Below are 23762 nucleotides of genomic sequence, written 5' to 3'. Positions count from 1 at the left end.
ACCGGCTTAATGCCGGTTTTTTTATACCTAAGTTTTTGTTCAATACGAAATTTCACGATGATCAGGATGCCACACGCTACTAAATTCTCCTATAACGGCTATACTATCTGAAAAGTCCAACCGATGTATTTTCAGCATTTCAATATCTTGCTGTCTTACCTTCCGATACATAGGATGCAGTGTACCACCCGTTACACCCGCCGGTTTTGTAGGGTCGTACTGATATTGTGGATCTACTAAAGTACCCCGTGGATACATGATGCCTGGAGCTCCTTTGCCTCGAAAATCTAAGTCTGATGGATGCTCCAATCCGAGAGTATGACCATATTCATGTGCCGCTGTTGTGGATCCCCTATACAGGTTCTCCAGCTTGAAGTATCCAGAATTACAGCCTATTCCATCAACAAACGAAATATTACCGTAAGCAAACTCCTCGATACGAAAATAATTATTGCGGGGATTATCGTTACTCAAAACCTCTAAGGGGGTAATCTCCGGGTTATACTCCGCAGTAATGCTAAACTGTACTATGTACACCTCTTTATCAAAATAGATTTTACCCTGCGGTTCGTTCCACATGGTTTCGATTTCGTCCCGTATTTGTTCCGTAATCTTCGGGTCTGCTGCATTGCCATAAGTGACAATATGCGAGCGAATTAGAATCGTTTTATGAGATTGAATTTCTGCAGTACCCATAGATACCTTTTAATTGCGTATCGGTTTGCCGGTTTTAATTACACTTTGCAAACGCTCCAGTGTTTTTCTTTCTCCGCATAACGAAAGAAATGCTTCACGCTCTAGATCCAACAAATATTGTTCCGATACCAATGTAGGTTCGCTAAGGTCTCCACCACACATCACATAGGCCAGCTTCCGGGCCACCTTAGCATCATGCTCGGTGGCATAATTACCCCGCTGCATGGCGTGAATACCAGCCAGCAAAGCGCCAAGTGCACTACGACCTAATACTTTGATATCGTTGCGGGGTACCGGTTGCACATATCCCGCATCATACAAACTGATAACACGGTTTTTTGCTTCTGTAATACGACGATCCTGATTGATCACCACCTCATCCTGTCCGCTACGGTAAATACCTAATTGATAAGCTTCGAATGCAGAAGTTGCAACTTTGGCAGTTGCAATAGTTATAAAACGATTCTGCAAAGGAATGTTTTCCGGAACGCCGGGTTGCACATCATCCGCTGCGCGCAATACAAACTCTTTGGTCCCTCCGCCCCCAGGTATCACACCAACACCTAGTTCTACTAATCCCGTATACGTTTCAGCTGCGGCACATACCTTATCTGCGTGCATGCTCAATTCACAACCACCACCTAATGCAAGCCCATGCGGCGCCACTACTACCGGAACTGAAGAGTAGCGTACCCGCATCATCGTATTTTGGAAGGACCGAATAGCAAAGTCCAGCTCATCAAACTCCTGCTCCACAGCCAGCATGAATATCATGCCCACATTGGCGCCTGCAGAGAAGTTTGTACCATCATTGGCTATTACAAGCCCCTTATAATCCTTTTCGGCTTTATCGATAGCCGTCTGAATGCCGCTTAACACATCGCCTCCAATAGTTCCCATCTTGGTATTCCATTGCAGCGCCAACACATCATCTCCAATATCATAGAGCTTACAACTGTTGTTCTTCCAAATTAATTTATCAGCATAGTTTTTAAGAAGGATGAGCGTTTCCTTACCGGATATGGGTATATATTTCGCTGTTGCAACATCATAAAACAAAGTTTTACCCTGTTCGGATTTATAGAATGTTTTATGTCCCGCAGCAATCATGGCTTCTACCCAGGGAGCTACGGCATAGCCCGCATCTTTCATATCGGCCACTACTTTTTCAGGCCCAAGCAAATCCCATGTTTCAAATGCGCCGATCTCCCATCCAAATCCGGCTTTTAAAGCATCATCTATGCGATAAAACTCCTCACTTATTTCCGGAATACGATGACTGATATAAGAAAACAGCCCGTAGTGAAAATGTCTGTAAAATTCTCCGGCTTTATCGGGTGACTGAAACAGCATTTTCAGCCTTACCGACAAATCCTCAACCGGCTTAGCAGCATCGACTGAAGCAAATTTTGCTTTTACTCTAGGCTTATATTCCAGTGTTTTTAAGTCCAGCGAATAGATTTGTTTTTCTCCTTCCTGTGTAGGGGGCATTTTTTTAAAGAAACCCTGCCCAGTTTTATCTCCTAGCCAGTTATTGGCTACAATGCTATGCAGCCATTCCGGTATTTTAAATAACTCGCGCGCTTCATCTGAAGGGCAGTTTTCATATATTCCGTTGGCCACTTTTACCAAGGTATCAATACCCACTACATCTGCCGTACGAAAAGTAGCAGATTTGGGACGCCCTATTATCGGCCCCGTAAGGAGCTCTACTTCATCAATGGTTAATCCCAGCTTATCTACCAGTGAAAAAACAGACATAATACTGAATACGCCAATGCGGTTGGCAATAAATGCTGGAGTATCCTTGCACAGCACAGTGGTCTTACCCAGTATCACATCTCCAAAATCCATGAGGAATTGCACAACTTCCGGGTCTGTGTCGGCCGTAGGAATGATTTCCAAAAGACGTAGATAACGTGGCGGATTGAAAAAGTGCGTACCACAGAAATGTTTTCTGAAGTCATCACTTCTACCCTCTGCCATCAAATGTATGGGAATGCCAGAAGTATTAGTTGTTATTAGAGTCTGGGGCTTGCGGTATTGCTCTACCTGATCGAAAATGGCTCGCTTCACATCCAATCTTTCCACCACCACTTCTATCACCCAATCACAGGTAGCGATATCCTTCATATTATCATCGAAGTTACCTGTGGTGATTTTTTTAACCACGTCTCGAGTATAAACCGGCGAGGGGTTGCTCTTCAAAGCGGCTTGTAAGGCTTCATTCACCAGTTTATTCTTGTCATAAGATGTGGATTGTCCTTCAGGTGGTAACGGAGCCGGCATATCCAATAATAACACCGGAATACCAACCCCCGCAAAATGACAAGCAATACGGGAACCCATAACACCGCTACCTAAAACAGCAACTTTTTTAATTGTTCTTTTCATGGCTTTTGCTATTAAAACCGGCCGCAATGCTCTTACGTAAAAAGCTCTCGAAATATGAACTTTGATTACAACTAAACGCTCATTCAACGCGTCATAATCATGCAACCGTCTTACGGATATATTTAGTTAGCTAAGCAACTATTTTCTATGAAGATAAGAAAATAAACAAACGATTGATGCACTCGGTCAATTGATTGTACGCAATATTTATACGAACTGAATACAGATCCGATCTAGTTGACTGAAATAGAATGTTTGGGAAAATACATTGATTAAAGCTGTCTAAAAAAAGTTAAATTTGCAGATACTCAAGTTCTACAAATATGAGCGAAGAAAATCATGTGAAGGAAGAAAAGAGCCTTAACTTCATTGAAGAAATCATAGAAAGGGACCTGGCAGAAGGTAAATATGACTCAATAGTAACGCGGTTTCCTCCGGAACCGAACGGCTATCTGCATATTGGGCATGCAAGTAGTATCTGCCTAAATTTTGGTTTAACCCGTAAATACAAAGGCTACACCAATTTGCGATTCGACGACACCAACCCCACCACAGAAGATACCGAATACGTAGAAAGTATTAAGGAAGATATTAAATGGTTGGGCTTCGAGTGGAAGCATGAGCTTTATGCATCGGATTACTTCGAACAGCTGTATGAATATGCCGAAAGACTGATCAAAAAAGGACTGGCATATGTAGATGATAGTACCAGTGAAGAGATAGCCGAACAAAAAGGTACGCCCACTCAACCGGGATATCGCAACAAATATGCGGACCGCACCCCGGAAGAGAATCTGAAGCTTTTTGCCGAAATGCGTGCCGGAAAATATAAAGATGGGGAAAAAGTACTGCGCGCTAAAATAGACATGGCATCGCCTAATATGCTGATGCGCGACCCTATTTTGTATCGTATCAAGCACGCACATCATCATCGTACGGGAGATACTTGGTGTATTTATCCCATGTATGATTTTGCGCATGGGCAAAGCGATTCCATCGAACGTGTTACACATTCCATATGTACGATGGAGTTTGTACCACACCGCGAAGTTTACGACTGGCTCATCGAAAAACTAGAAATTTATCCTTCCAAACAATACGAATTCGCTAGAAGGAACTTGAGTCATACCGTTACCAGCAAAAGAAAATTATTGCATCTGGTTACTGCTGGGTATGTTAGCGGCTGGGATGATCCGCGTATGCCAACTATTGCGGGTTTTCGACGTCGCGGTTTTACTCCTGAAAGCATTCGGGACTTCTGTGAGCGCATCGGTGTGGGTAAACGCGAGAATATGGTGGACATGAGTTTGCTGGAGTTTTGTGCGCGCGAACATCTCAATAAAATTGCGCTTCGCAGAATGGTTGTCTTTAATCCCATCAAAGTGGTGATTACTAATTATGAAAAAGGAAGTGAGCTACTAAAAGCAGAAAATAACCCCGAAGATCCGAATGCAGGTTATCGTGACATCAGCTTTAGTAATGAAATATATATTGAACGGGAGGACTTCATGGAAAACCCGCCTAAAAAATACTTCAGGCTAGCCCCCGGACAAATGGTTCGCTTAAAACATGCCTATATCATCCGATGTGATGAAGTGATAAAGGATGATGCAGGTAATATTATACAACTGAACTGTTCTTACATTCCTGGGAGCAAGAGCGGTGAAGATACATCGGGTATCCATGTAAAAGGAACGCTGCATTGGGTAAATGCAAAAGAATATATTACGATTACTGTAAACGAGTATGATCGTTTATTCACTATCGAGGATCCGGGTAGTGTTGAAAATTATACAGCTTATATCAACCCGAACTCGTTAAATGTGGTTCCCAATGCACTGGCTGAGCCTTCTTTACAAGAAGCAGCCCTGGAACACCGCTTCCAGTTTTTAAGAAAAGGATATTTCGTATTAGATAAAGAAAGCCCTAAAGACAAATTGGTGTTCAACAGAACTGTAACATTAAAAGATACTTGGGCCAAAGCTGCGTCCAAAGCCTAATTTTTAAGCTCTAGTTGCAAAACATAGATAAGCCCATAGGAGTTATTCTCAATAAGATTTCCTATGGGCTTGCTATATATTACATTTTATCCCGTCTAATCAAACTTAAACACATATTCATTTCGCTCATCTTTTTTCCAGGCCAAATGCCTTGTAGATGGCGAAGCTGCAAACAAGGGTGAGAAAGTTTTCACCTTCACCGTTTTACCATCGGGCATAAATTCTAGAATGCGCAACCAACCATCACCGCCATTTCCTTCTCTATGTCCACCTCCCATCGACTGTGCATCAAACAACATTTGATGCACGGTTTTTCCTGCCTTGTTTTTATCCTTACGATAACCTTCGCCTGAAATATGTCCACATAATACCAACTCGATATTAGAAGCAGGTTCTACCAATTTTTGCCATATCTGCTCTCCGTTGTTGGCATTGGGTAATGGTATAGCAGGAGCTTTCACAGTTGCATTGTTTATGATATAAGGTTCCAAAAATCTCCACTTTATTTCACTGGTAGTACGTTTATCCTTCGTGTTAAGATAATTATGCGTAAGCAACACTACGCGATGATTCTGGTACTGCTTTAGGTCCACAATTTTCTTAGCCCAAGTAAGCATTGAATCGCGAGGACCATACTCCAGTGTTAGAAATAAATAATCCTTTCCATTTAGGTTTTTAATCTCATAAGCAGCATTATCCAGAGAGGGTCTTCCCTGCTCATTTTTTCCATGCTGAACTAGATATTTTTTGTTCAGATGATTCCTTTCAATAGTGAAAAAATCATTGTATCGAGTTGATCGATTTCCCATTCGGTCAATACTGTAATCATGATTACCGGTAGCGGCAATATAAGCCACTTTTCCATCCAATCTCGAAAATACTTTAGATGCTGTCTCCCATTGCTGTTGCGTGGTACGATCGCCGTTATTATCGTTGGCAATTTTTTCATCAGTCTCGACTAGATCGCCCGCACACATCACCATTTTAATGTTTAGCGAATCAATATTATCTTCTATCCACGCCATCATTAAATCCAGAATAGGAGTATTTCGGTTCCATTTTACATAATTCTGAATATCCGGAATTAGAATTAACGACCAAGAGTCTTTATTTTCAAGAGTGGGCTTTTTATAATCTTGCTGCGCAAAAACACTTATCGTAATAAATAAAAAAACCAGCGTGGGAATAAGATATTTTTTCATTAGCATATAGTTTTATTCCATTATAAAATCAGATTGCAAAAAGAAATGATCACTGGGGTATTTACCGTTGATGTGATCTTTGACAATAGTTGTAGCAAGAGGTTTAATTTTTCCTCTGTACCAGATATAATCTATTCTACCTTTAGATGGGCCCTTCTCATAATTCAGTCCTTGAAACTCGTGGGCAGTAAAGCCGGCTTCTTTTTCGCCGTGAATAGTTTCATAGCTTTCCTTCCAACCGCCTTTTCGAGCCGACTCCAGCACCTTACTCTGGTAACGACTATTGAAATCTCCGGCCATTATCTGATTAAACTCAGGCAAATATTGAGCACTTTCTTCCACTACCAATTTCAGTTGCTCAGTTTTAGCCTGAGCAGACACATGGTCTAAATGCAAGTTGACTACCCGTAACTGTTTTCCTGAAATTTTATCCTTAAGACGAACCCAACACATGTTTCGAGCGCGGGCAGTATCCCAAGACTTACTTCCTGCAATCAACGGCGTTTCTGACAACCAATATGCACCACCCGAAAGCAGCTCATACCGAGCTTTGGAATACAAAATAGGATTTTTGGCAATCCCATGATAACCTGTAGGATGTACATCCATTTCAGGACCATCGAATCCAAAAAGTTGATAGGAAGAAAAATGCTTCCTGAAATCATCTGCCTGTACTCGCAATACTTCCTGTAAGCAAATAATATCTGGTTTTTTGCTTTCAATGATTTTTAGACAAATGTTTTTCCTGGAAGACCAGCCTACTCCTTTCTTTTCATCTTCATCCAGAGCTACTCGAATATTACAACTCATTACCCTGAAACTTTTTTCAGCCACATGCGTGCCGATTTTAAGCTCTTTCAGAGATAATGCAGGAATAGCTGCTAAAGAAGCGAGGTTCTTTAAGAATTTTCTTCTTCCATTCATGATATGCAATTTATTAAAGCTGTAACAGGTAAGGTAGCAACAAAGATTATCTTACCATTAAACCTTAGTTATCGTTTCTTTATCTGTCTGAGAAATTTATATTTTGAACTTTTTGCAGGTATAAACTCTCGTATCGACTCATAAGCCTCAAGAGCCCTATCGCTTAGCAGAATATCACCTCCCTGTTGTACTACCTTCTTATACGATTGTACTCTTATTGCTTCATCTTCTTCCTTTTCCATAATCTTTGCTGTAAAAATGATCACCATCATGCCTTTACTATGTACCAAATCGTAAAAAGCTTTTTTCTTAGGCTGACCAAAATAAGCCACCATATTGCTTGTAGGCACTCCGGTAGCTTCGTAGGCTCGTAACCGTTCTTCATTGGAAACAAACACTTCAAACATCAGATTAGGATCGCGGCTGTAATAATATGCTGCTTCTTCCGGTTCATACGCCGATATTAGTACATTGTGCTCGGCTTTATTCCTTTTGATGGCATCGTAGATCATCGAAAAGGGCACGTCTTTCTTATCCAACATCAGAATCGTTTTCCCCTTGGCCCATTGCAATACTTCATCAAGTGTATGAATGCGATAGTCGGTAAGATTTCCTTTACTATCCTTTAATCGCAGCTGCTGCACTTCTTTCCAAGTATAATCTATCAACTTCCCTTTACCGTTAGTCGTCCTTTCCAATGTTGCATCATGAAACACCACAATGACACTATCCTTGGTAAGGCGCGGGTCTATTTCAAAAAAAGCAGGCATGTGTTGTAACACATATTCCATACCGGCGATGGTATTTTCGGGATAGAGCGATTGTGCCCCGCTTCTATGACCACATATCATAGGAATGCGATCCTTGGAATAGGTAAAGAATTCGCGAAGCTCCTTGGTGTTTTTAATGTTAAAAGTATTCAACGTCTGTGAAGCGCCTGACAGGCTCCACAACAGACTACAGCAAACAATCCATATATATTTTCTCATTACATGAAAATTGATTTCATATTGGTGTTACCACATTTCAGCAATTATTCAGCAGGCACCACACTTTCAGTTCGCAACCAAGCACCTTTGGCTAATAACTCCTGTTGCAACGCTTTCACATCAATATCTGCCGGTTGCACTTTATTCTTGATAGCCATTTTGGCTGCGCGTCCGGCGGCTTCTCCCATAGCCATACAAGGTGCCATTACTCGGATTGCCGACATTGCCTCATGTGTAGTAGAGATAGCACGGCCCGCGACAATTAGATTTTTTATTTTTTGAGGTATCAGAGAACGATAAGGAATATCGTAGCAATCGCCACACCACTCCAACGTACAATCGCCTCCTACCGGATGATGAATATCCAGAGGATAGCTAGCCACAGCAATTGCATCTTCGAAATGACGACAACTCAATATATCTTCGCGGGTCATTGTATACAACCCACGTATTCTACGGGTTTCACGAATACCAAGGAAGGGTGCGGTTCTTACGAAGTATGCATTTTCGAATCCCGGAACATACTTAATCAAATACTCCTGTACATCTTCTATTTGTTGGCGTCCCAGAATCTCGCCCTGTGTCAGGCTTGCAGGATCGGTTCCATTCACACCATTCACCCTTGTCATATTTACCCATATCTCACCTTTGCGTAAACCTGTAATCAAAATAGTACGTTCGGTAGGCAATTGCATTCCTGCTTCCTTAGCCTGCTTCATCAGGTTGCGTAAGCCTACTAGTACAAACTGATTGTTTTGTCCAAAATATTCGGCAGGGATAAAATCTGTTAAATACGTGCGAGGCTCCTGAGCTATACTGAGGCGCAGCTTCTCCGTGTCCACTCCACCCATGCAGAACATCAATGTAGGTGGTTGTACCCCTCCCTGTTCATTTCCAAACTCGCATGGAACACCTGCTTTATAAGCAACATCGGCATCACCGCTACAGTCGATAACTACTTTAGCTAGAATAGCTTCTCGACCGGCCTTACTTTCAATAATAACACCTTTTAGATCATCCCCTTCCTGCACTACTCCTGCAAAGAAAGCATAAAACAATACCTGCACATTTGCTTCAATCAGCATTTTGAGTGCTACCGTCTTTACAGCTTCAGGCTCTACAAGGGTCAAACTCATATGTAGCGGGCAGGGTCGGTGTTCGCTGGCCGCCTGAACTTCTTTTAAACGATCGATAAATTTTTGTGGTAGCCCTTTAATAATCTGATTTCCTTTTTGTCCTAAGAAACCTAGTATAGGTAGACCTATCGTCATATTACCACCTACAAAACTTCTGCTTTCAATAAGCATTACTTTATGTCCTTCCTCTGCAGCAGCCAAAGCAGCCATAATACCCGAAGGTCCACCACCTACTACCAATACATCGGTTTCATAACGCACGTTTATTTCTCTTGACGGTTCTACTATCTTTTTAGTACTATTGGTTTCCATATTATTTTATGATTGAGGTTTTTCTTTTCTAATGACAGTCCACAGCAGTAGTACTACAATGGGATGTAAAAAAGCCATGAATGTAAAAATCTTGCCTGCACCCAAAGTGCCGATAAGCTGTCCTACAAAATAGTTGAACAACACAGCCCCGGCAGCCCCGAACCCTCCGGCTATTCCCAACACGCTGGCTACATTTTTTACGGGGAATACTTCACTCATCACCACCGGTGTATTGAACACCCAGGTCAAGCACATTATGGCTATAACGCTGAACAAACAGATGGTCAGCACTGGATTATGGGATACATAAGAGATCAATAAGCACAACGGAGCCGCAAGCGATACTGTTGTAAGCATGATTTTACGTGCTTGAAGTGGCGCCTTCCCACGGCGCACCAATCTGTCCGACCAAGCCGATGTGCCAATAGCTCCCAGATCTGCACATAAGAATGGAATCCAACCAAACATGCCTACCTGTGCCAAACTAAGGCCTGAGTTTTCCTGCAAATACCCCGGCAACCAGAACAAACAGAAATACCATACCGGGTCGCTAATAAAACGTATCAACAATATACCCCATAGACTGCGAGTCTTCCACAACTGAGACCATTTAAAAGCCTCAGTATTCACCTGCGTAGCAGAAGCTTTCACATTTTTAGCCAATACCTCAGCAGGTGGATCCCGATAAATCAGAGCCCATAAAATGACAATTATCAACCCTACAGATCCAGACACTATAAACGCTGTCTGCCAATTATAAGAAAGCGCAAGCCATGCGATAAGCGGGGGTGCAATGATGGCCCCCACGGAACTACCGGCTACACACAAGCTATTAGCAGTAGCACGCATCTTATCCGAAAACCAGACCGTCACTACCCGTATTTGTGCGGGGAAATTGGAAGGTTCAGCAATACCTAATAATCCCCTGAAAAAAGTAAATTGCCCTAAAGTTCTAGAAATCCCTCCTCCGATACAAGCCAGCGTCCATGTCAACACCCCGTATAGCATCACTTTACCGGCACCAAAACGGTCTACCAACCATCCCGCCACCGGATACATCAGCGCATAACAAATGGTAAATACATTTACAATTAAAGCATACCCATCGTCATCAATATTAAACTCCGACTTTAACATCGGTTTTAAAACAGACACGATTTGCCGGTCGACATAATTAAATACAATCGCTAGAAAAATAACGGCAACAATCAACCAGCGTCTTGTTTCAGGCCTAATACGCATTATGACTTATTAAGTTTTCGAAAACACTATTTCATTTACGAAACAAACCTGTTTTACTACACGTACTGTTCAGTTTGCAATCGCTATAAAACAAAAAACTCAATCGTTTATAACATTCCCAAGCAACCTATAATCACTCCTCACTGGAACAAATGTAACAATATTAAAGATAAATAAAAATATTTTTAAACAAAATTAAATATAATTAAATACAACTCGAAAGCATTTGATACTGGACTAAAAAATGAAAGGCCGCCTTACAGCAGCCTTTCATTTTCCAATAAATGTATTTCTGCCATCCTAGTGTTTCACAGATGTGCTGTTCATCTCAGTAGTAACTGTCATAGGAATCTTTTGCCCCATGGCTTCGATATCTCCTTTCATATTCTGCTTCGTGATACTAACAACCGATAACCCTGTATCCAGATCCACTTCGTAAGTACCTGTAACATCTCCTTCCAGATGTACCGACATCGTCATCCCTCCGTATTCCATTTTAGCATCGGCGGGAGTATGTAGTTTGCTCAACACTTCAATGAATGCTTTTTTACCCTCTACACGTTTTAGTGTATAGGCACTTTCCGACACTAACTCATATGGATGAGTAAGGGTAATGGTTTTAGTCCAAGTTTGCCCTACTTTTACCGGCTTACCCGGGTAAAAACCCATACTCATAGCCATAGAGCTTTTCACAGCATCGCTACCTACTATACCTTTAACGGTTTCGATTTGAGAAGGATCAGCATCGATGCCATCCAGCAAATTTTCAGCGCCCGTAACTTTTACTATATCTCCTTGAGGGGTTATGCTTAAACTTACGGTCTTCCCCTTCAGTTGTTTTAGTATGGCACTTTGCTTCGTATCATCTTCACTATTGATAGTAGTTACCATACCCAGCATATTCATATCTACTTTCATTTTGTCATACGTAATGTGTAGAGTTTTATTAGCTCCATCATCGTCGAAACTATACACCGAATTCATATCCATTCCCATATTTACCGTCATCTCCTCTCCCATCACTTGCTGCGTAATAGTAGATTTCAAAGTGGTACGTACATCATACGCATCATTTTTCTTCGGCTGAAAATGGATGGAATAATTTTGAGCATTCACAGCTAATACCAGCAGCGTACTAGCCAGAATTAAGAAGAAGTGCCTTTTCATAGAAGTGCTATTTAGGATTATAAATTGTCCCATTTTATTTCAACGAGGCTAATAGTTTCTCGTTCAACTTAACATAATCATCATTTTTAGCTTGCGCTGCTAGCTCTTTCGACTGCAGTGCAACTTTAGCAGCCTCGTCCTTTTTTCCGGCTTTAGCAAGGGCCCGCGCATACTGATATTTTATCCAGAACGCATTAGGCTGTTGTTCTGCTGCCTTAGCAAACCAATCAATAGCTTTATTTAAATCTTTGCCACTCTCGAAATAATAAGTAGCTGCCTGAAAATAGGCAGGCTTATCCGACTTCATGGAAGCATCTATTGCAGCCATCACTTTTGCATCAATATGGGTTTTGATGGGCAATACTACCATTGTTTTATCCCAGATGATTTGCAACTCACAAGACTCCGGCTGAATGTTTTCAAACTGAATAGTAAAGTTCTCTACCTTATTAGCCAGCGTTTGAGGTTTTGCTACCACCCTTACCACATCCTCCTCTTGTTTATAGGCTGCTGGGCTGGTCACATTGGTTTGCTTGGTAATAATCAACACCCATTCTTTTTCACCCGGAATACTTAACAAACCATATTTACCTGCCGGAATTCGTTTACCACCAATACTTACTTCATCACCGAATGTCAATGTAGTGGCTCCATTTGCACCGGTACGCCATACTTTGTTGTATGGAACCAGGTCTCCAAAAACCTTCCTTTCGCGTACAGCCGGACGGCTATAAGAGAGTTCTATATAAGACAAGCCAAAGTCTTGCTTAACGGTTTGAGCCGGACTAGGTGCTGGTAACACGAGCTGCTGAGCATTTCCCAAATGCAGAGCACACAATAACACAATGGACAAAACAATTCGTTTCATGGCAGTCATTTTTTTATAGAATTAAGATAGCAATATAGAAAGATTTATTTAATAGGAAAATATTAAGCGGTAACGTTAAGTATTCCTGCTAAAGGAAGGATGAAACTCTTCCAATGTTTTTCTGAGAAACTCTTTATCCAGATGTGTATAGATTTCGGTGGTAGTAATGCTTTCATGGCCCAACATTTCCTGTACCGCTCTCAGATTGGCTCCACCTTCTATTAAATGTGTAGCAAAAGAATGACGAAAGGTATGCGGAGAAATCGTTTTGGTAATCCCGGCCTTTTGAGCCAGCTCTTTTATAATTAAGAAAATCATTACGCGCGACAACTTTGTGCCTCTTCGATTCAGAAATAAAATATCTTCATTTCCGGGCTTCACATCGATATGTACTCGCACCGTTTGTCGATACAGATTGATGTATTTGACTGCTGCAGCGCCAATAGGCACCAACCTTTCTTTATCTCCTTTTCCTGTAACCCGTATGAATCCTACATCCAAATACAATTGGGAGATGCGCAAATTCACCACTTCGCTCACACGCAAGCCACAACTGTACAATGTTTCCAGAATAGCTTTGTTGCGCGTACCTTCGGGCTTACTTAAATCGATTTGCTGTAAGATGCGCTCAATTTCTTCAAAACTGAGCACATCTGGCAAAGCTCTTTTGGTTTTAGGCGCTTCCAGTAGTATAGATGGATCTTCTTCTACAACATTCTCTAGCAAACAATATTTATAAAATGCCCTAATCCCCGATATAATCCGTGCCTGTGAAGTATCGGCCAACTGCATCTCGGCTATCCACTTTATAAAAAACTGCAAGTCCTGCAGGGTAACCGCTGCAGGACTCTTAGCCATATTATTCATCTCAAGAAATTGCGTGAGCTTATCCAAATCACGCAGATAGGCTTCTGTAGAGTTTAAAGAAAGCGATTTCTCCAATTGCAAGTATGCTTTAAAGCCTTTTTTATACGCCTCCCACATTTGATTATTTAAAATTGAGTGGGTTGTTATGTACGATTTCCTGATTTTTTACTTTAAGTTTTGCGTAAATATTCGTCTTAGTGATGTTTACCGAATCAATCAGGCTATGAATATTGTCATAATCGATTTCGGTCACACCGGTATCTGTTAAGAGCTGCTTAGCGATTTGGCCGGTTTGCATATCCTCTACATAAATGAACGTATTGTCATAATATGCTACCAGACCATCTTCTATGGCGAATTTAGGATCGAAATTATTAATCGCACTGGTAAACTTGCTGGTAACGCCATCTGTATCAAAACCCAGTTTCAAAAGATAGCCACGCCCTGTAGCACAATCGTTAAACTTCACCCATGCGTATTTACCTTCGATAATATCGCAAGTAAGAAACTGCTTGGAAGGTTTTACTGTTTTTTCAATAAATTCATTAAAGATAATATCATTTGCTACGCCACCGCTCTTTTCCCAGTGTATGGAATCTATTTGACAATCTTTAAAGCTAATTCGCACAAAAGGTTTGCCGGGAGCTGTACTTTCCACCAGCATTGGCTCTTCAATACAAGTCTCATCTGCACAGAATGGTTGTGATGAAGTGTCTCCCCCTTTACAAGCTGCAAGCGTTACTACTGCAAAGGCTGAAGCAAAAAATAATAGTCTCATACTGTTTGTTTTTGTTTTTATTTAAAGTTTGAAGGTTGTTTGAACAAGCTAAACCCTCCTCTGTCAGGGGGGTATGGCATAAAATTAAATGCCTGAAAACAAACCTACACATTTTTTTATAAACCGTATTACATAAAAACATCTTCGAGCAAAAAGTATTCAGGAGGTCTATTTTTATGCAGTGTAATGGATAATACATCATACTGTATCCATTTGTAACCCGGGTGCTGAAATAAATATGCATCGGCAGCAGCCTTCAAAGACGCAAATTTTTTCGCAGTTACGCTCTCCTCCGGATAGCCGTAACGGGATGAGCTTCTGGTCTTCACTTCAATAAAATGCAATTTATTGTCTTTCGTGGCGATAATGTCAATTTCATGCCTGCCATAACGCCAGTTACGACAAACAATGAGATAGCCTTTTTGCGTAAAAAACTTTACGGCCATGGCTTCCCCGGCCTTTCCTAACTGATTATGTGCCGCCATTTCCTATCTTTACAACAAGTTACTACAAATTATACTATGCAAGTGTTAGCACCATTAAGCGGAGATATTAAGCATTACGACTGGGGGGGTATTCATTACATTCCTTCACTTCTAGAAATTGAGAACCCTAATATGGAGCCCTATGCCGAATACTGGCTAGGCGTACATCCTCAAGCTAATTGTAAAATTACCTTGGATGACGGGTCCGAAGTATTACTGAGAGATTATATTCAGCAACAACCCGAGAAAACATTGGGCAAAAAGATACTGAAGACCTTCGGTAATATGCCTTACTTGCTGAAAGTGCTGGACGTGAAAGATATGCTCTCGATTCAAGTACATCCTTCCAAAAAGCAGGCGGCCATTAACTTTGAGGAAGAGAACAAAAAAGGCATTCCGCTGGATGCGCCTCACAGAAATTACAAGGATACCAATCATAAACCCGAGTTGATGGTAGCCATGAGTGAGTTCTATCTGCTACATGGGTTTAAGCCCGAAGAAGAAATGGAAGCTATACTCACTCAGACCAAAGAATTGAAATTTTTGAAACCGATATTTAAAAAGAAAGGTTACGCAGGACTGTATAAGACAGTTATGGAAATGCCACAGGAAAAAGTAAATGAAGTACTGCATCCCTTGTTAGCACGCATCATACCTTTATATCAAAACGGTGTGCTGCAGAAAAATGATGAAAACTTCTGGGCGGCTCGTGCTGCACTTACATTTGACAGACCTGGCGTAATAGACCGCGGCATCTTTTCGGTTTATTTCTTCAACCTAGTACATCTTACACCAGGACAAGCTATCTTCCAAGATGCGGGCGTACCCCATGCCTATTTAGAGGGTTACAATGTAGAAATCATGGCCAGCAGTGACAATGTTCTGCGTGGCGGTCTTACTACTAAACACATCGACACTGCAGAATTGCTTAAACACACCAAATGCGAAGCCACGCATCCCAAAATCATTAAAAAGGCGCGTACTGCCAGCCAGCAATACAAAGCGCCCGTGAAAGATTTTGCACTGGCCTCTTATAAATTAAAAAAAGGCGAATCCATAAAATTGGATATTGCCACTACCGAAATATTCCTATTGATGGAGGGCAACGTGACACTGAAAGCGAAAAAGACTACTGTACCCCTGCATCGTGGTAATATTGCTGCTGCTGCATTTGCCGGAGCCAAAGTAACCGTTAAGGCGCTGGAAGATTCTTGGCTGTTCAAAGCCGCGGCGAAATAGTAGATATACCAATGTGTTAATACGCACAGCGCAGCCAAGCATCTTCACCATCTTATCAATAACGCAATCCCAATAAGGGCATTGCAAGAATCATTGGGTCTTTTTTAAATGTAAGGATGACAAAGAAAGAGCGTTATCGGTTTGTTATTGATTATTTTTCGGAACATATGCCCGAACCTGAAACGGAGTTGATATATGATAACCCCTATCAATTGTTGGTAGCTGTAATATTATCCGCACAATGTACCGACAAGCGTGTGAACCTGACCACACCGCATCTTTTTCAAAAATATCCGGATATATACAGCCTAAGTAAAGCCACTCCGGAAGAAGTGTTTCCTATTATCAAAAGCATCTCTTATCCTAACAATAAGAGCAAACATCTGGTAGGAATGGCTAAGAAGGTTGTGGAAGAATTTAACGGCGAAATACCTATGACCGTACAGGAATTAACTACGCTGCCGGGAGTAGGGCGCAAAACCGCTAACGTGATTACTTCGGTAATTGAAAAGCAGCCCAATATGGCTGTAGACACACATGTATTCCGGGTAAGCAAAAGAATAGGACTTGTATCACCCAAAGCGAGCACACCCTTGGCTGTAGAAAAGGAGCTGGTTAAAAATATTGACCCCTCGTTGATTCATAAAGCCCATCACTGGCTGATATTACATGGACGTTATACTTGTATGGCACGCAACCCCAAATGCCGCGAATGCGGATTACAACAGGCCTGCGCATGGTTTCACAAAAATGTTACGCTTATATAACGTCGAAGGGCTTTAACTCTAGCAATCTGTACTTTACAATAGTTTCCGGCGCCCTCGATTTACAGGTAAGCAAGTGCGGATAATCGATACGCTCTTTTAGCAGCACTACTTCGCAGTGAAAATTGCTGGTAGTCTTTACCCCTACGGTATATCGGTCTTCTTCATGATGCAGGAGTTTCATGCTAATGTCAAAATCGATATCATAGTTTTGCAGATACTCACGCACATAACATTCTACAGATTGCTCAAAAAATGAGCGACGGCTTAATCCCCTGTATTTATTCTTGTAAATTTTTCTAAGCAAGGTGCGCACCATAATATGGCCTACATCTTCTACTACTACATGTCCATAATAAATACCAAAAGGCAAGGCCACAACATTAGCCGCAAAGCGGTCTCCACCTACATGAGAACTCTCCCATACTTGCACATCGGTATTGAAAGCCTCAAAAAACTTGAATACAGGATATCCAAACTTAGCGCAACACTTATCTTTTTTCCCATTGGTACAGATTACAAAAAACGGGTCAGTCTCCCATTCAGTAGACTCGGAATGTATGTAATCTGCAAGACGAACCGTAGCCACCTGCTCAATAGGTAGTTGAATAGTAAAGTAGGCGCATTTCTTACAATCGACAAAAATGATACGACAGTCTCTGAAATTGGTTTTCTTATTGCGAATTAGCAAAACTTTCCCTTTTAGAGACTTTGCCAGTTTCTGTATACCTTGAAGCCAAGCTTTATCAAAATGCGCCTCCCCTACTTTTGCCGGAAAAGGATTGCAATGCTCTATCAATATAAAAACGCTGCTGTTGGCAGCAGTTCCTGCCAGTGGTTCTTTAAAATATCGCGAAGCTGCACTGCAAAAAAATACGTCTTTATCAGTTATCTGTTTCAAAAAAATAATCTTTATAACGCTTCAATATAAACAACGCCCTCCTTCACTAGTTGCGTAAGCAGGTTTTTTTTGACTTCCTCGTTCAACTCGCCTGGTAATTCGTCTAATGTAAATTGCTTGCGCTCAAATATAAAATCAATCACCGGTCGCACTGCATTGCTTAACTGGATAGCCTTTCCCCAGAAACGTAGTTCAAAACCGTTATCATTTTCGACAGAAGAGAAAAGTACCCCTTCATTCAAGCGAAAAGACGTTTGCGGCTGAATAGACTGTACATTGCATACGCTTTCAAAATAATTACGTACTGGTTGCGGCTGTGCAGTACGGTAACTTTTATTGAGCCTCTCTATGCCATCCTTAAAATTCAGCTCTGATAATTTTTGCGTAAGAAGTTTTACCTTTTCTTGTATTAGCTCGTCAAGATTGTCTTTCCAAAACGGAACCGCCTCTCTAAATTCTTTAAACGCTTCCAGTTGCGGAAATACTTCGTTGAAGAATCGTACCCAGGTGAAAGAGAGTATACCGATGGTGATATGTGCCGAAACGCCATCATCGGCTACGGCATCATGCACATAGCCACGAGGTACATATAGAAAATCTCCAGGCTTAATCTGAAGGGTTTGTAAGGGCTCTTTGTTATAATCTTTGCTAACGAAAGATTGATTCTTGGTAGGTAGTTCTTTTTCAAAGCCGTATAGGTGCCAAGTTTTGGTGCCAGCTATCTGCAGTACAAATACATCGTGAGTATCCCAATGCGGATGAAATCCCTGCGAACGACTGGGCGTAATGTATAAGTTGGCCTGAACGGGTGAATTAAATTTTTGCGATAATTGCAAACAGCAATGAGAAAGATTATTAAAATAACGTTGTCCTGCCTGAATTACAAAGGTAGCACCGTTGTTAAACAGTGCAAAAGCTTTATCGGTATTGATAATTCCATCTTTTCTGTGATGGCCTATAGGTGTGCTTTTGAGCGTGTATTCGCCATTAGGAACTTCCTTCCCGTCTTTTACCATACGCACAGAAGGGTAAAAGATATCCTGTCTATCCAGATAATCTGAAATTTCCTGTGAAGTAAGTATAGGATTGTAATAAGATGCATCGTTGCGGTTAATGTATAGAATATCCTTTTCGTGGTATCGGGTAAAAAAATCGTCAATAGTATAAGGTGCGATAATCGATTCAAAAAAACGCGTCATATAAAATATGATTTATGTAAATGCAAAATGTAAAAAAGCTGCAGAAAAGAATATCACTGCAGCTTTGTAAAAAGTTTTTTAATAGAACTCAAGCGTTAAGATTTATGCGCCGTCTCCACCATCACCGTCTGCACCACCATCTCCGTCAGCGCCACCATCGCCGTCTGCTCCGCCGTCACCATCGGCTCCGCCATCTCCATCAGCGCCATCGCCTCCGTCAGCACCTCCATCTCCATCTCCGTCATAAGCCTGTGCTGTTGCCGAAGTTTCATCCAATCTTGTTACTTGCAGTTCGTCCTGAGAGAGATCGATATAAGTTGTTTCCATAAAATGCGTTTTTAAAGAATGAAGAAAATTAATTCGTGTTAAGTGTAAAGTAATTAATTTTCTTCAACCGAAAAAATTTAAAAGCGAATAATTACGCACCTTAGCGAACTCTTAACAAGTTCGGCGCCTTTTACCGTAGCCTGTATTTTTTCTGCACTTTCGGATCATCGAAATATTCATTCAGCTGTTTCTCCGAAAGATTTTCCGACATCTCAGTAGGTACTTCTGCTAGCTGTGTCTGACTTTGTCTTAACTCTTTTTTCAGCGTCTCGGTTTTTACCAAAATGAGAGGATCTCTATCGCCCGACAGCTGATTTTCGGTAAGAATATAATCCAAACGCTTAATGTTCGTACGCAACAACGTCGCTTGATTTTGCTCTGTTGTTCTCTGAGGGGCAGCAGCTTCTTTCACCGGCATAGCGACCACACCTATGCTGGGCAGTATTTTCCCCGTATTTTGCTTGCTTTTATTTTCACCCGCAGTTGTTGCCAGCACAGTACCTGTAAGTGTAGTTGTTGCAGTGGTAATATCAAATCCCGACCGCCAGTTCTTCGTTTTTCTAAGCCTTTTGTCTAACTGCAGAAAGGTGTATTTATATCGAAGTATCCAAGTTTTTAGATTATTGAGGGCGTCATTATATTCTTTTGTCGCTATATCATAATTTAATCCGTTTTTCACAATCACCTTTACACGAGCCGTATCAGCATAGTTAAAGTTAGTACTACCAATGAATTCAAGATTCACGACACGCTCCCCTTTGGGGTCTTGATCCGTAACAAAGTCATATCCTGGCACCCACTCAAAATAATCGTCACAGGTTTTGGGCAATTTGAAATTACCAATGGACACATCGCTGGATACAAGTATCTTATCAATGGGGAAATTACCGTTTTCACACAATACACTAAAGCTCAGTCGATCTCCCTCCACAATCGTAACTGGACTTACCACCGAAGGTTTAATTCGGGGATATACTACATCAGTACTATAAAAGATCACACGGACGGTAGTATCCAGCCTATCCAAAGGATTAGACAAACTTTGCACACCAATTTTTACAGGATATTCCTGATCATATTTTAATCGGCCTGCAAGAAACAATGATTTATTAGATTTAAACGAAAGTACCCCATTATCTTTATCCATCTTAAAACCCACCGGAGCTTCTTTCAAGAACCAGTAATATTTTTTGGGATCCTTATTAATCAAAAATTTATAAGAGAGACTGGAATCCACATGCAATGAGAAAAAGGGGCTGAAATTCACTATTCTTAAAGAATCCATGCGGGACACTTCAGTTGCGGGTTTCAATACTATGCTATCGGGTCTCACCTGCGATCTCACTGATAACGAAAGTAAAAACACTACTAATAAAAGGGCCAGCTTGATATTGCGCATAACTGATAAGTGTTTGAATTCACAGAATTTACAAAGTTAGGCAATAGACGTCGAATAGCCTGAATAAGTGGGCTGAGGCTTTCAATATTCTTTAAAAAAAGCCCCTGCGTGGAAACGCAGGGCTTAAACCAAAACTAACTGCTTATGAGAAAAACTTGCTTATTGTACCTCTATTTCTTTTGACGCTGCTTTAGCTTCTTCCTTGCGCTGAAGGGTTACTATTAAGATACCATTAACATATTTTGCTTCAACTTTATTTGTATCAATCTTATCATCAATAGTAAATACCCTTCTAAAAGAGCGCAAATGAAATTCTTTTCTTAAACTCTTACCTTTTTGCTCCTCACTTTCGATTTTCTTTTCGGCTGAGATAGTAAGTAAATTACCATCTACAGTAATTTTAAAATCGGCCTTATCGTAGCCTGGAGCCACTACCTCAATCTGATAGTTTTTTTCGTTTTCAGTAATGTTTACTGGGGCAAAACCTTTTTTATCCGGCACCAGTAAATCAGTTTTAAATAAGCTAGGGATTTCGGTAAAGAAATCATCTACCAGACTGTTGAAAGTTCTTTCAAAAGGAATGCTGTTGAATTTTATTAAGTTCATAGTGTCAATCCTCCTTTTTATTGTTTTTTGGAATATTATTCAATAATCGATTTCGCCTATCTCTATTCAAACTATGAACCAATATCATTTATATAGACATTTTGTCATTTTCAACCTTTGCAAAATGACAATTCGTCATAAAACCTTATTACTAATCGTAAATTTGTCGCTCAAGCATATATCATGCTGGAAGGGGATAAATTCGACGAATAAGAGAGAAGGTTTACAGGCTTACACTAAACAATTTCTCTAAATTTGCGTTGAATGTATTTAAATCTTAAAACAGTATAGAAGTATGTATCCCACTGAAATAGTTCAACCCATGAAGGAGGAGCTCACCGATAACGGGTTCGTAGAATTGCTCACTCCGGAAGATGTGGAGGCCAGCCTGGCCAAAGGAGGAACCAACCTTGTTGTAATCAATTCTGTATGTGGATGTTCTGCAGGAACTGCGCGTCCGGGAGTATTGATGGCTATTGCGAATGCCACTAAAAAACCCGACCATCTCACAACCTGTTTTGCAGGATACGATATTGATGCGGTAAAAAAAATTCGTGAACATTTACTGCCCTACCCACCCTCTTCTCCATCCATTGCTTTGTTTAAGGATGGCAAATTGGTACATTTCATCGAAAGACATATGATCGAAGGGCGCTCGGCGCAGATGATAGCTGAAAATCTCATAGCTGCCTTCGATGAATATTGCGCTTAAGACGATTTTTTTATATCTTTATTACGGAAGATGCGTAGCATTATGCTACGCATCTTTGCTGTATATAATTTATTAACGCTGATATTTCAACCTAGTTTGTTGTAATATTGCCGCTAATAAAATAAAAATCACCTACTGCATGTATCCTAATTTATACTACCTCTTTCGCGATTGGTTTGGCGTAGAATGGAAATTCTTACATTTCCTGAACACTTTCGGTTTTTTTGTTGCAGTTTCTTTCATTATCAGCTCTATTGTTTTAACCCGCGAACTTCGGCGCAAAGGGAGAGAGGGGGTAATGTTTCCAACTGAGGAAACCATTGTTGTAGGTAAACCCGCCAGCTGGGGCGAATTGCTTACCAATTTTATTTTAGGATTTGTATTAGGTTATAAAATTCTGGCCTTACCGTTTGTTGACGAAAGCCTAAAGACCAATACCCAGGAATATATCTTCTCATCAAGCGGCAACTGGTTTACCGGTATTGCACTGGGGGCACTGTTTGCTTTTCTGAAATGGAAAGAGCGCAATAAACAAAAACTGCCACAACCCGAAAAACGCGCTATCCGCGTATGGCCACACGATCGCGTAGGCGAGATGACCATGATTGCATTGGTTTTCGGGCTAGTGGGTGCCAAACTTTTCGACGCTTTTGAAAACTGGGATACCTTTATTCAAGATCCTTCTTCGATCTTTTCCGCTGCAGGACTGACGTTTTATGGAGGATTAATTTGTGCCGGCGTTGCTCTATGGCTGTACACACGCAAGCATAAAATACCATTTGTTCACTTTGTAGATGTAATGGGACCGGTAATGATGCTAGCCTATGCCATAGGCCGAATTGGCTGTCAAGTAGCCGGCGATGGCGACTGGGGCATCTACAATAGCGCTTATAAAACCACGCCTGCAGGAGGCGTATTTCCGGCAACTTCGGGTGATTTTGAAGCGGCTCTTACCACCCATGCCGAGTATTTCGCCCGGCACGGCTCTGCTCACGCATCCTTTGTAAAACCAAAAATTTTAAGCTTTTTGCCTGATTGGTTCTTCGCCTACGACTACCCTCATAACGTAAATGAAGCAGGCGTACCGCTAGCAAACTGTAGCGATTTACAATATTGCACCCATTTACCAGTACCAGTTTTCCCTACACCGATGTACGAGGTCATTATTTCCTTTATCCTATTTGGAATATTGTGGATGTTAAGGAAACGCATCCACATACCGGGAATGCTATTCGGCATCTATCTTCTATTTAATGGATTAGAAAGATTTTTCATTGAGCGCATACGGGTAAATGTAAAAATGCATTTCCTAGGAATGGAAATGACTCAGGCTCAGCTTATTTCATTCTGCCTGATGTTAGGAGGTATTGTTTTAATCATTTATTCCAAAATAAACCACAAAAACATGCAACCAAGGACCAGCTAATTACGTTTATAATATAAATTTATTAACTTAATGCCCAGTTTTGTGGGAGACTTTAGTATATTACTATTGAATTTCTTCCATTTTATGCGTACCTTTGCAGGCTATTATTTAAATTGGGGCGGAATCTTT

At 41.0% G+C, this 23762-nt stretch carries 22 protein-coding genes; 5 read left to right on the top strand and 17 right to left on the bottom strand.

Going from position 1 to position 23762, the window contains the following annotated elements:
- Positions 1-39 precede the first annotated feature (39 nt).
- A complete protein-coding gene (locus V2H41_RS02360) occupies positions 40-696 on the bottom strand; it encodes a peptidase M10 (RefSeq protein WP_330973512.1) in 657 nt (218 codons plus the stop codon).
- Between the two features lie 9 nt (positions 697-705).
- Positions 706-3090 (bottom strand): 3-hydroxyacyl-CoA dehydrogenase/enoyl-CoA hydratase family protein, encoded by a 2385-nt coding sequence (locus V2H41_RS02355; protein ID WP_330973511.1) that lies wholly within the window; start codon positions 3088-3090, stop codon positions 706-708.
- A 323-nt stretch (positions 3091-3413) separates the two neighbouring features.
- Here V2H41_RS02355 and V2H41_RS02350 point away from each other — a divergent pair, with 323 nt between their 5' ends.
- Positions 3414-5090 carry a glutamine--tRNA ligase/YqeY domain fusion protein gene (locus V2H41_RS02350; protein ID WP_330973510.1) on the top strand — a complete coding sequence of 559 codons (1677 nt, stop codon included), beginning with the start codon at positions 3414-3416 and terminating at the stop codon, positions 5088-5090.
- A gap of 95 nt (positions 5091-5185) precedes the next feature.
- Here the strand turns inward: V2H41_RS02350 and V2H41_RS02345 are convergent, their stop codons facing one another.
- The 10 genes from V2H41_RS02345 to V2H41_RS02300 all read right to left on the bottom strand — a co-directional run bounded on the left by V2H41_RS02345 (position 5186) and on the right by V2H41_RS02300 (position 15060).
- Positions 5186-6292, bottom strand: coding sequence for a metallophosphoesterase (locus tag V2H41_RS02345; RefSeq protein ID WP_330973509.1), 1107 nt, complete (start codon positions 6290-6292; stop codon positions 5186-5188).
- A gap of 12 nt (positions 6293-6304) precedes the next feature.
- Positions 6305-7216: an endonuclease/exonuclease/phosphatase family protein gene (locus V2H41_RS02340; RefSeq protein WP_330973508.1), complete on the bottom strand. Its 912-nt coding sequence runs from the start codon at positions 7214-7216 to the stop codon at positions 6305-6307.
- A 68-nt stretch (positions 7217-7284) separates the two neighbouring features.
- Entirely contained in the window at positions 7285-8205 is a 921-nt protein-coding gene (locus tag V2H41_RS02335; protein ID WP_330973507.1) for a glycerophosphodiester phosphodiesterase family protein, read from the bottom strand.
- Between the two features lie 44 nt (positions 8206-8249).
- Positions 8250-9653 (bottom strand): FAD-dependent oxidoreductase, encoded by a 1404-nt coding sequence (locus tag V2H41_RS02330; RefSeq protein WP_330973506.1) that lies wholly within the window; start codon positions 9651-9653, stop codon positions 8250-8252.
- Positions 9654-9659: 6 nt separating this feature from the next.
- Positions 9660-10895 carry an MFS transporter gene (locus V2H41_RS02325; protein WP_330973505.1) on the bottom strand — a complete coding sequence of 412 codons (1236 nt, stop codon included), beginning with the start codon at positions 10893-10895 and terminating at the stop codon, positions 9660-9662.
- Between the two features lie 300 nt (positions 10896-11195).
- Positions 11196-12062, bottom strand: a complete 867-nt coding sequence (locus V2H41_RS02320) for a DUF6263 family protein (RefSeq protein ID WP_330973504.1) — start codon at positions 12060-12062, stop codon at positions 11196-11198.
- A gap of 34 nt (positions 12063-12096) precedes the next feature.
- Positions 12097-12930 (bottom strand): DUF2911 domain-containing protein, encoded by an 834-nt coding sequence (locus tag V2H41_RS02315; RefSeq protein WP_330973503.1) that lies wholly within the window; start codon positions 12928-12930, stop codon positions 12097-12099.
- Between the two features lie 75 nt (positions 12931-13005).
- On the bottom strand, positions 13006-13914 hold the full coding sequence (gene xerD / locus V2H41_RS02310; RefSeq protein WP_330973502.1) for a site-specific tyrosine recombinase XerD: 909 nt from the start codon (positions 13912-13914) through the stop codon (positions 13006-13008).
- Positions 13915-13918: 4 nt separating this feature from the next.
- Complete coding sequence (locus V2H41_RS02305) at positions 13919-14575, bottom strand: hypothetical protein (protein ID WP_330973501.1); 657 nt, start codon at positions 14573-14575, stop codon at positions 13919-13921.
- A 128-nt stretch (positions 14576-14703) separates the two neighbouring features.
- Positions 14704-15060: a YraN family protein gene (locus tag V2H41_RS02300; RefSeq protein WP_330973500.1), complete on the bottom strand. Its 357-nt coding sequence runs from the start codon at positions 15058-15060 to the stop codon at positions 14704-14706.
- A 36-nt stretch (positions 15061-15096) separates the two neighbouring features.
- Between V2H41_RS02300 and manA the strand changes: the two genes are divergently transcribed.
- A complete protein-coding gene (gene manA / locus V2H41_RS02295; RefSeq protein WP_330973499.1) occupies positions 15097-16299 on the top strand; it encodes a mannose-6-phosphate isomerase, class I in 1203 nt (400 codons plus the stop codon).
- Between the two features lie 116 nt (positions 16300-16415).
- The gene (gene nth, locus V2H41_RS02290) at positions 16416-17066 is read left to right on the top strand and encodes an endonuclease III (RefSeq protein ID WP_330973498.1); all 651 of its coding nucleotides are present in this window, start codon (positions 16416-16418) and stop codon (positions 17064-17066) included.
- Here nth and V2H41_RS02285 read toward each other — a convergent pair.
- The 5 genes from V2H41_RS02285 to V2H41_RS02265 form a co-directional block, all read right to left on the bottom strand.
- Positions 17059-17964 carry a sucrase ferredoxin gene (locus V2H41_RS02285; protein ID WP_330973497.1) on the bottom strand — a complete coding sequence of 302 codons (906 nt, stop codon included), beginning with the start codon at positions 17962-17964 and terminating at the stop codon, positions 17059-17061. The two genes, nth and V2H41_RS02285, sit on opposite strands and share 8 nt — an antisense overlap.
- 11 nt (positions 17965-17975) lie before the next feature.
- Positions 17976-19163 carry a cupin domain-containing protein gene (locus tag V2H41_RS02280; protein WP_330973496.1) on the bottom strand — a complete coding sequence of 396 codons (1188 nt, stop codon included), beginning with the start codon at positions 19161-19163 and terminating at the stop codon, positions 17976-17978.
- Positions 19164-19265: 102 nt separating this feature from the next.
- The gene (locus tag V2H41_RS02275; RefSeq protein ID WP_330973495.1) at positions 19266-19490 is read right to left on the bottom strand and encodes a hypothetical protein; all 225 of its coding nucleotides are present in this window, start codon (positions 19488-19490) and stop codon (positions 19266-19268) included.
- A gap of 130 nt (positions 19491-19620) precedes the next feature.
- Positions 19621-20889 (bottom strand): hypothetical protein, encoded by a 1269-nt coding sequence (locus V2H41_RS02270; protein WP_330973494.1) that lies wholly within the window; start codon positions 20887-20889, stop codon positions 19621-19623.
- A gap of 159 nt (positions 20890-21048) precedes the next feature.
- Positions 21049-21495: an Hsp20/alpha crystallin family protein gene (locus tag V2H41_RS02265; protein WP_330973493.1), complete on the bottom strand. Its 447-nt coding sequence runs from the start codon at positions 21493-21495 to the stop codon at positions 21049-21051.
- Positions 21496-21790: 295 nt separating this feature from the next.
- Between V2H41_RS02265 and V2H41_RS02260 the strand changes: the two genes are divergently transcribed.
- Both V2H41_RS02260 and V2H41_RS02255 read left to right on the top strand, forming a co-directional pair.
- Complete coding sequence (locus V2H41_RS02260; protein ID WP_330973492.1) at positions 21791-22207, top strand: BrxA/BrxB family bacilliredoxin; 417 nt, start codon at positions 21791-21793, stop codon at positions 22205-22207.
- Between the two features lie 139 nt (positions 22208-22346).
- Positions 22347-23633 (top strand): prolipoprotein diacylglyceryl transferase, encoded by a 1287-nt coding sequence (locus tag V2H41_RS02255; RefSeq protein ID WP_330973491.1) that lies wholly within the window; start codon positions 22347-22349, stop codon positions 23631-23633.
- Positions 23634-23762: the final 129 nt, after the last annotated feature.

It is taken from the genome of Niabella digestorum, from assembly GCF_036409055.1.
GTDB classification, from domain to species: domain Bacteria; phylum Bacteroidota; class Bacteroidia; order Chitinophagales; family Chitinophagaceae; genus Niabella; species Niabella composti.
This window is presented reverse-complemented; position numbering and strand designations above follow the sequence as displayed.

Coding starts and splice junctions, on each gene's coding strand:
- V2H41_RS02360 (WP_330973512.1), bottom strand. CDS start 696: ATGGGTACTGCAGAAATTCAATCTCATAAAACGATTCTAATTCGCTCG.
- V2H41_RS02355 (WP_330973511.1), bottom strand. CDS start 3,090: ATGAAAAGAACAATTAAAAAAGTTGCTGTTTTAGGTAGCGGTGTTATG.
- V2H41_RS02350 (WP_330973510.1), top strand. CDS start 3,414: ATGAGCGAAGAAAATCATGTGAAGGAAGAAAAGAGCCTTAACTTCATT.
- V2H41_RS02345 (WP_330973509.1), bottom strand. CDS start 6,292: ATGAAAAAATATCTTATTCCCACGCTGGTTTTTTTATTTATTACGATA.
- V2H41_RS02340 (WP_330973508.1), bottom strand. CDS start 7,216: ATGAATGGAAGAAGAAAATTCTTAAAGAACCTCGCTTCTTTAGCAGCT.
- V2H41_RS02335 (WP_330973507.1), bottom strand. CDS start 8,205: ATGAGAAAATATATATGGATTGTTTGCTGTAGTCTGTTGTGGAGCCTG.
- V2H41_RS02330 (WP_330973506.1), bottom strand. CDS start 9,653: ATGGAAACCAATAGTACTAAAAAGATAGTAGAACCGTCAAGAGAAATA.
- V2H41_RS02325 (WP_330973505.1), bottom strand. CDS start 10,895: ATGCGTATTAGGCCTGAAACAAGACGCTGGTTGATTGTTGCCGTTATT.
- V2H41_RS02320 (WP_330973504.1), bottom strand. CDS start 12,062: ATGAAAAGGCACTTCTTCTTAATTCTGGCTAGTACGCTGCTGGTATTA.
- V2H41_RS02315 (WP_330973503.1), bottom strand. CDS start 12,930: ATGAAACGAATTGTTTTGTCCATTGTGTTATTGTGTGCTCTGCATTTG.
- xerD (WP_330973502.1), bottom strand. CDS start 13,914: ATGTGGGAGGCGTATAAAAAAGGCTTTAAAGCATACTTGCAATTGGAG.
- V2H41_RS02305 (WP_330973501.1), bottom strand. CDS start 14,575: ATGAGACTATTATTTTTTGCTTCAGCCTTTGCAGTAGTAACGCTTGCA.
- V2H41_RS02300 (WP_330973500.1), bottom strand. CDS start 15,060: ATGGCGGCACATAATCAGTTAGGAAAGGCCGGGGAAGCCATGGCCGTA.
- manA (WP_330973499.1), top strand. CDS start 15,097: ATGCAAGTGTTAGCACCATTAAGCGGAGATATTAAGCATTACGACTGG.
- nth (WP_330973498.1), top strand. CDS start 16,416: ATGACAAAGAAAGAGCGTTATCGGTTTGTTATTGATTATTTTTCGGAA.
- V2H41_RS02280 (WP_330973496.1), bottom strand. CDS start 19,163: ATGACGCGTTTTTTTGAATCGATTATCGCACCTTATACTATTGACGAT.
- V2H41_RS02275 (WP_330973495.1), bottom strand. CDS start 19,490: ATGGAAACAACTTATATCGATCTCTCTCAGGACGAACTGCAAGTAACA.
- V2H41_RS02270 (WP_330973494.1), bottom strand. CDS start 20,889: ATGCGCAATATCAAGCTGGCCCTTTTATTAGTAGTGTTTTTACTTTCG.
- V2H41_RS02265 (WP_330973493.1), bottom strand. CDS start 21,495: ATGAACTTAATAAAATTCAACAGCATTCCTTTTGAAAGAACTTTCAAC.
- V2H41_RS02260 (WP_330973492.1), top strand. CDS start 21,791: ATGTATCCCACTGAAATAGTTCAACCCATGAAGGAGGAGCTCACCGAT.
- V2H41_RS02255 (WP_330973491.1), top strand. CDS start 22,347: ATGTATCCTAATTTATACTACCTCTTTCGCGATTGGTTTGGCGTAGAA.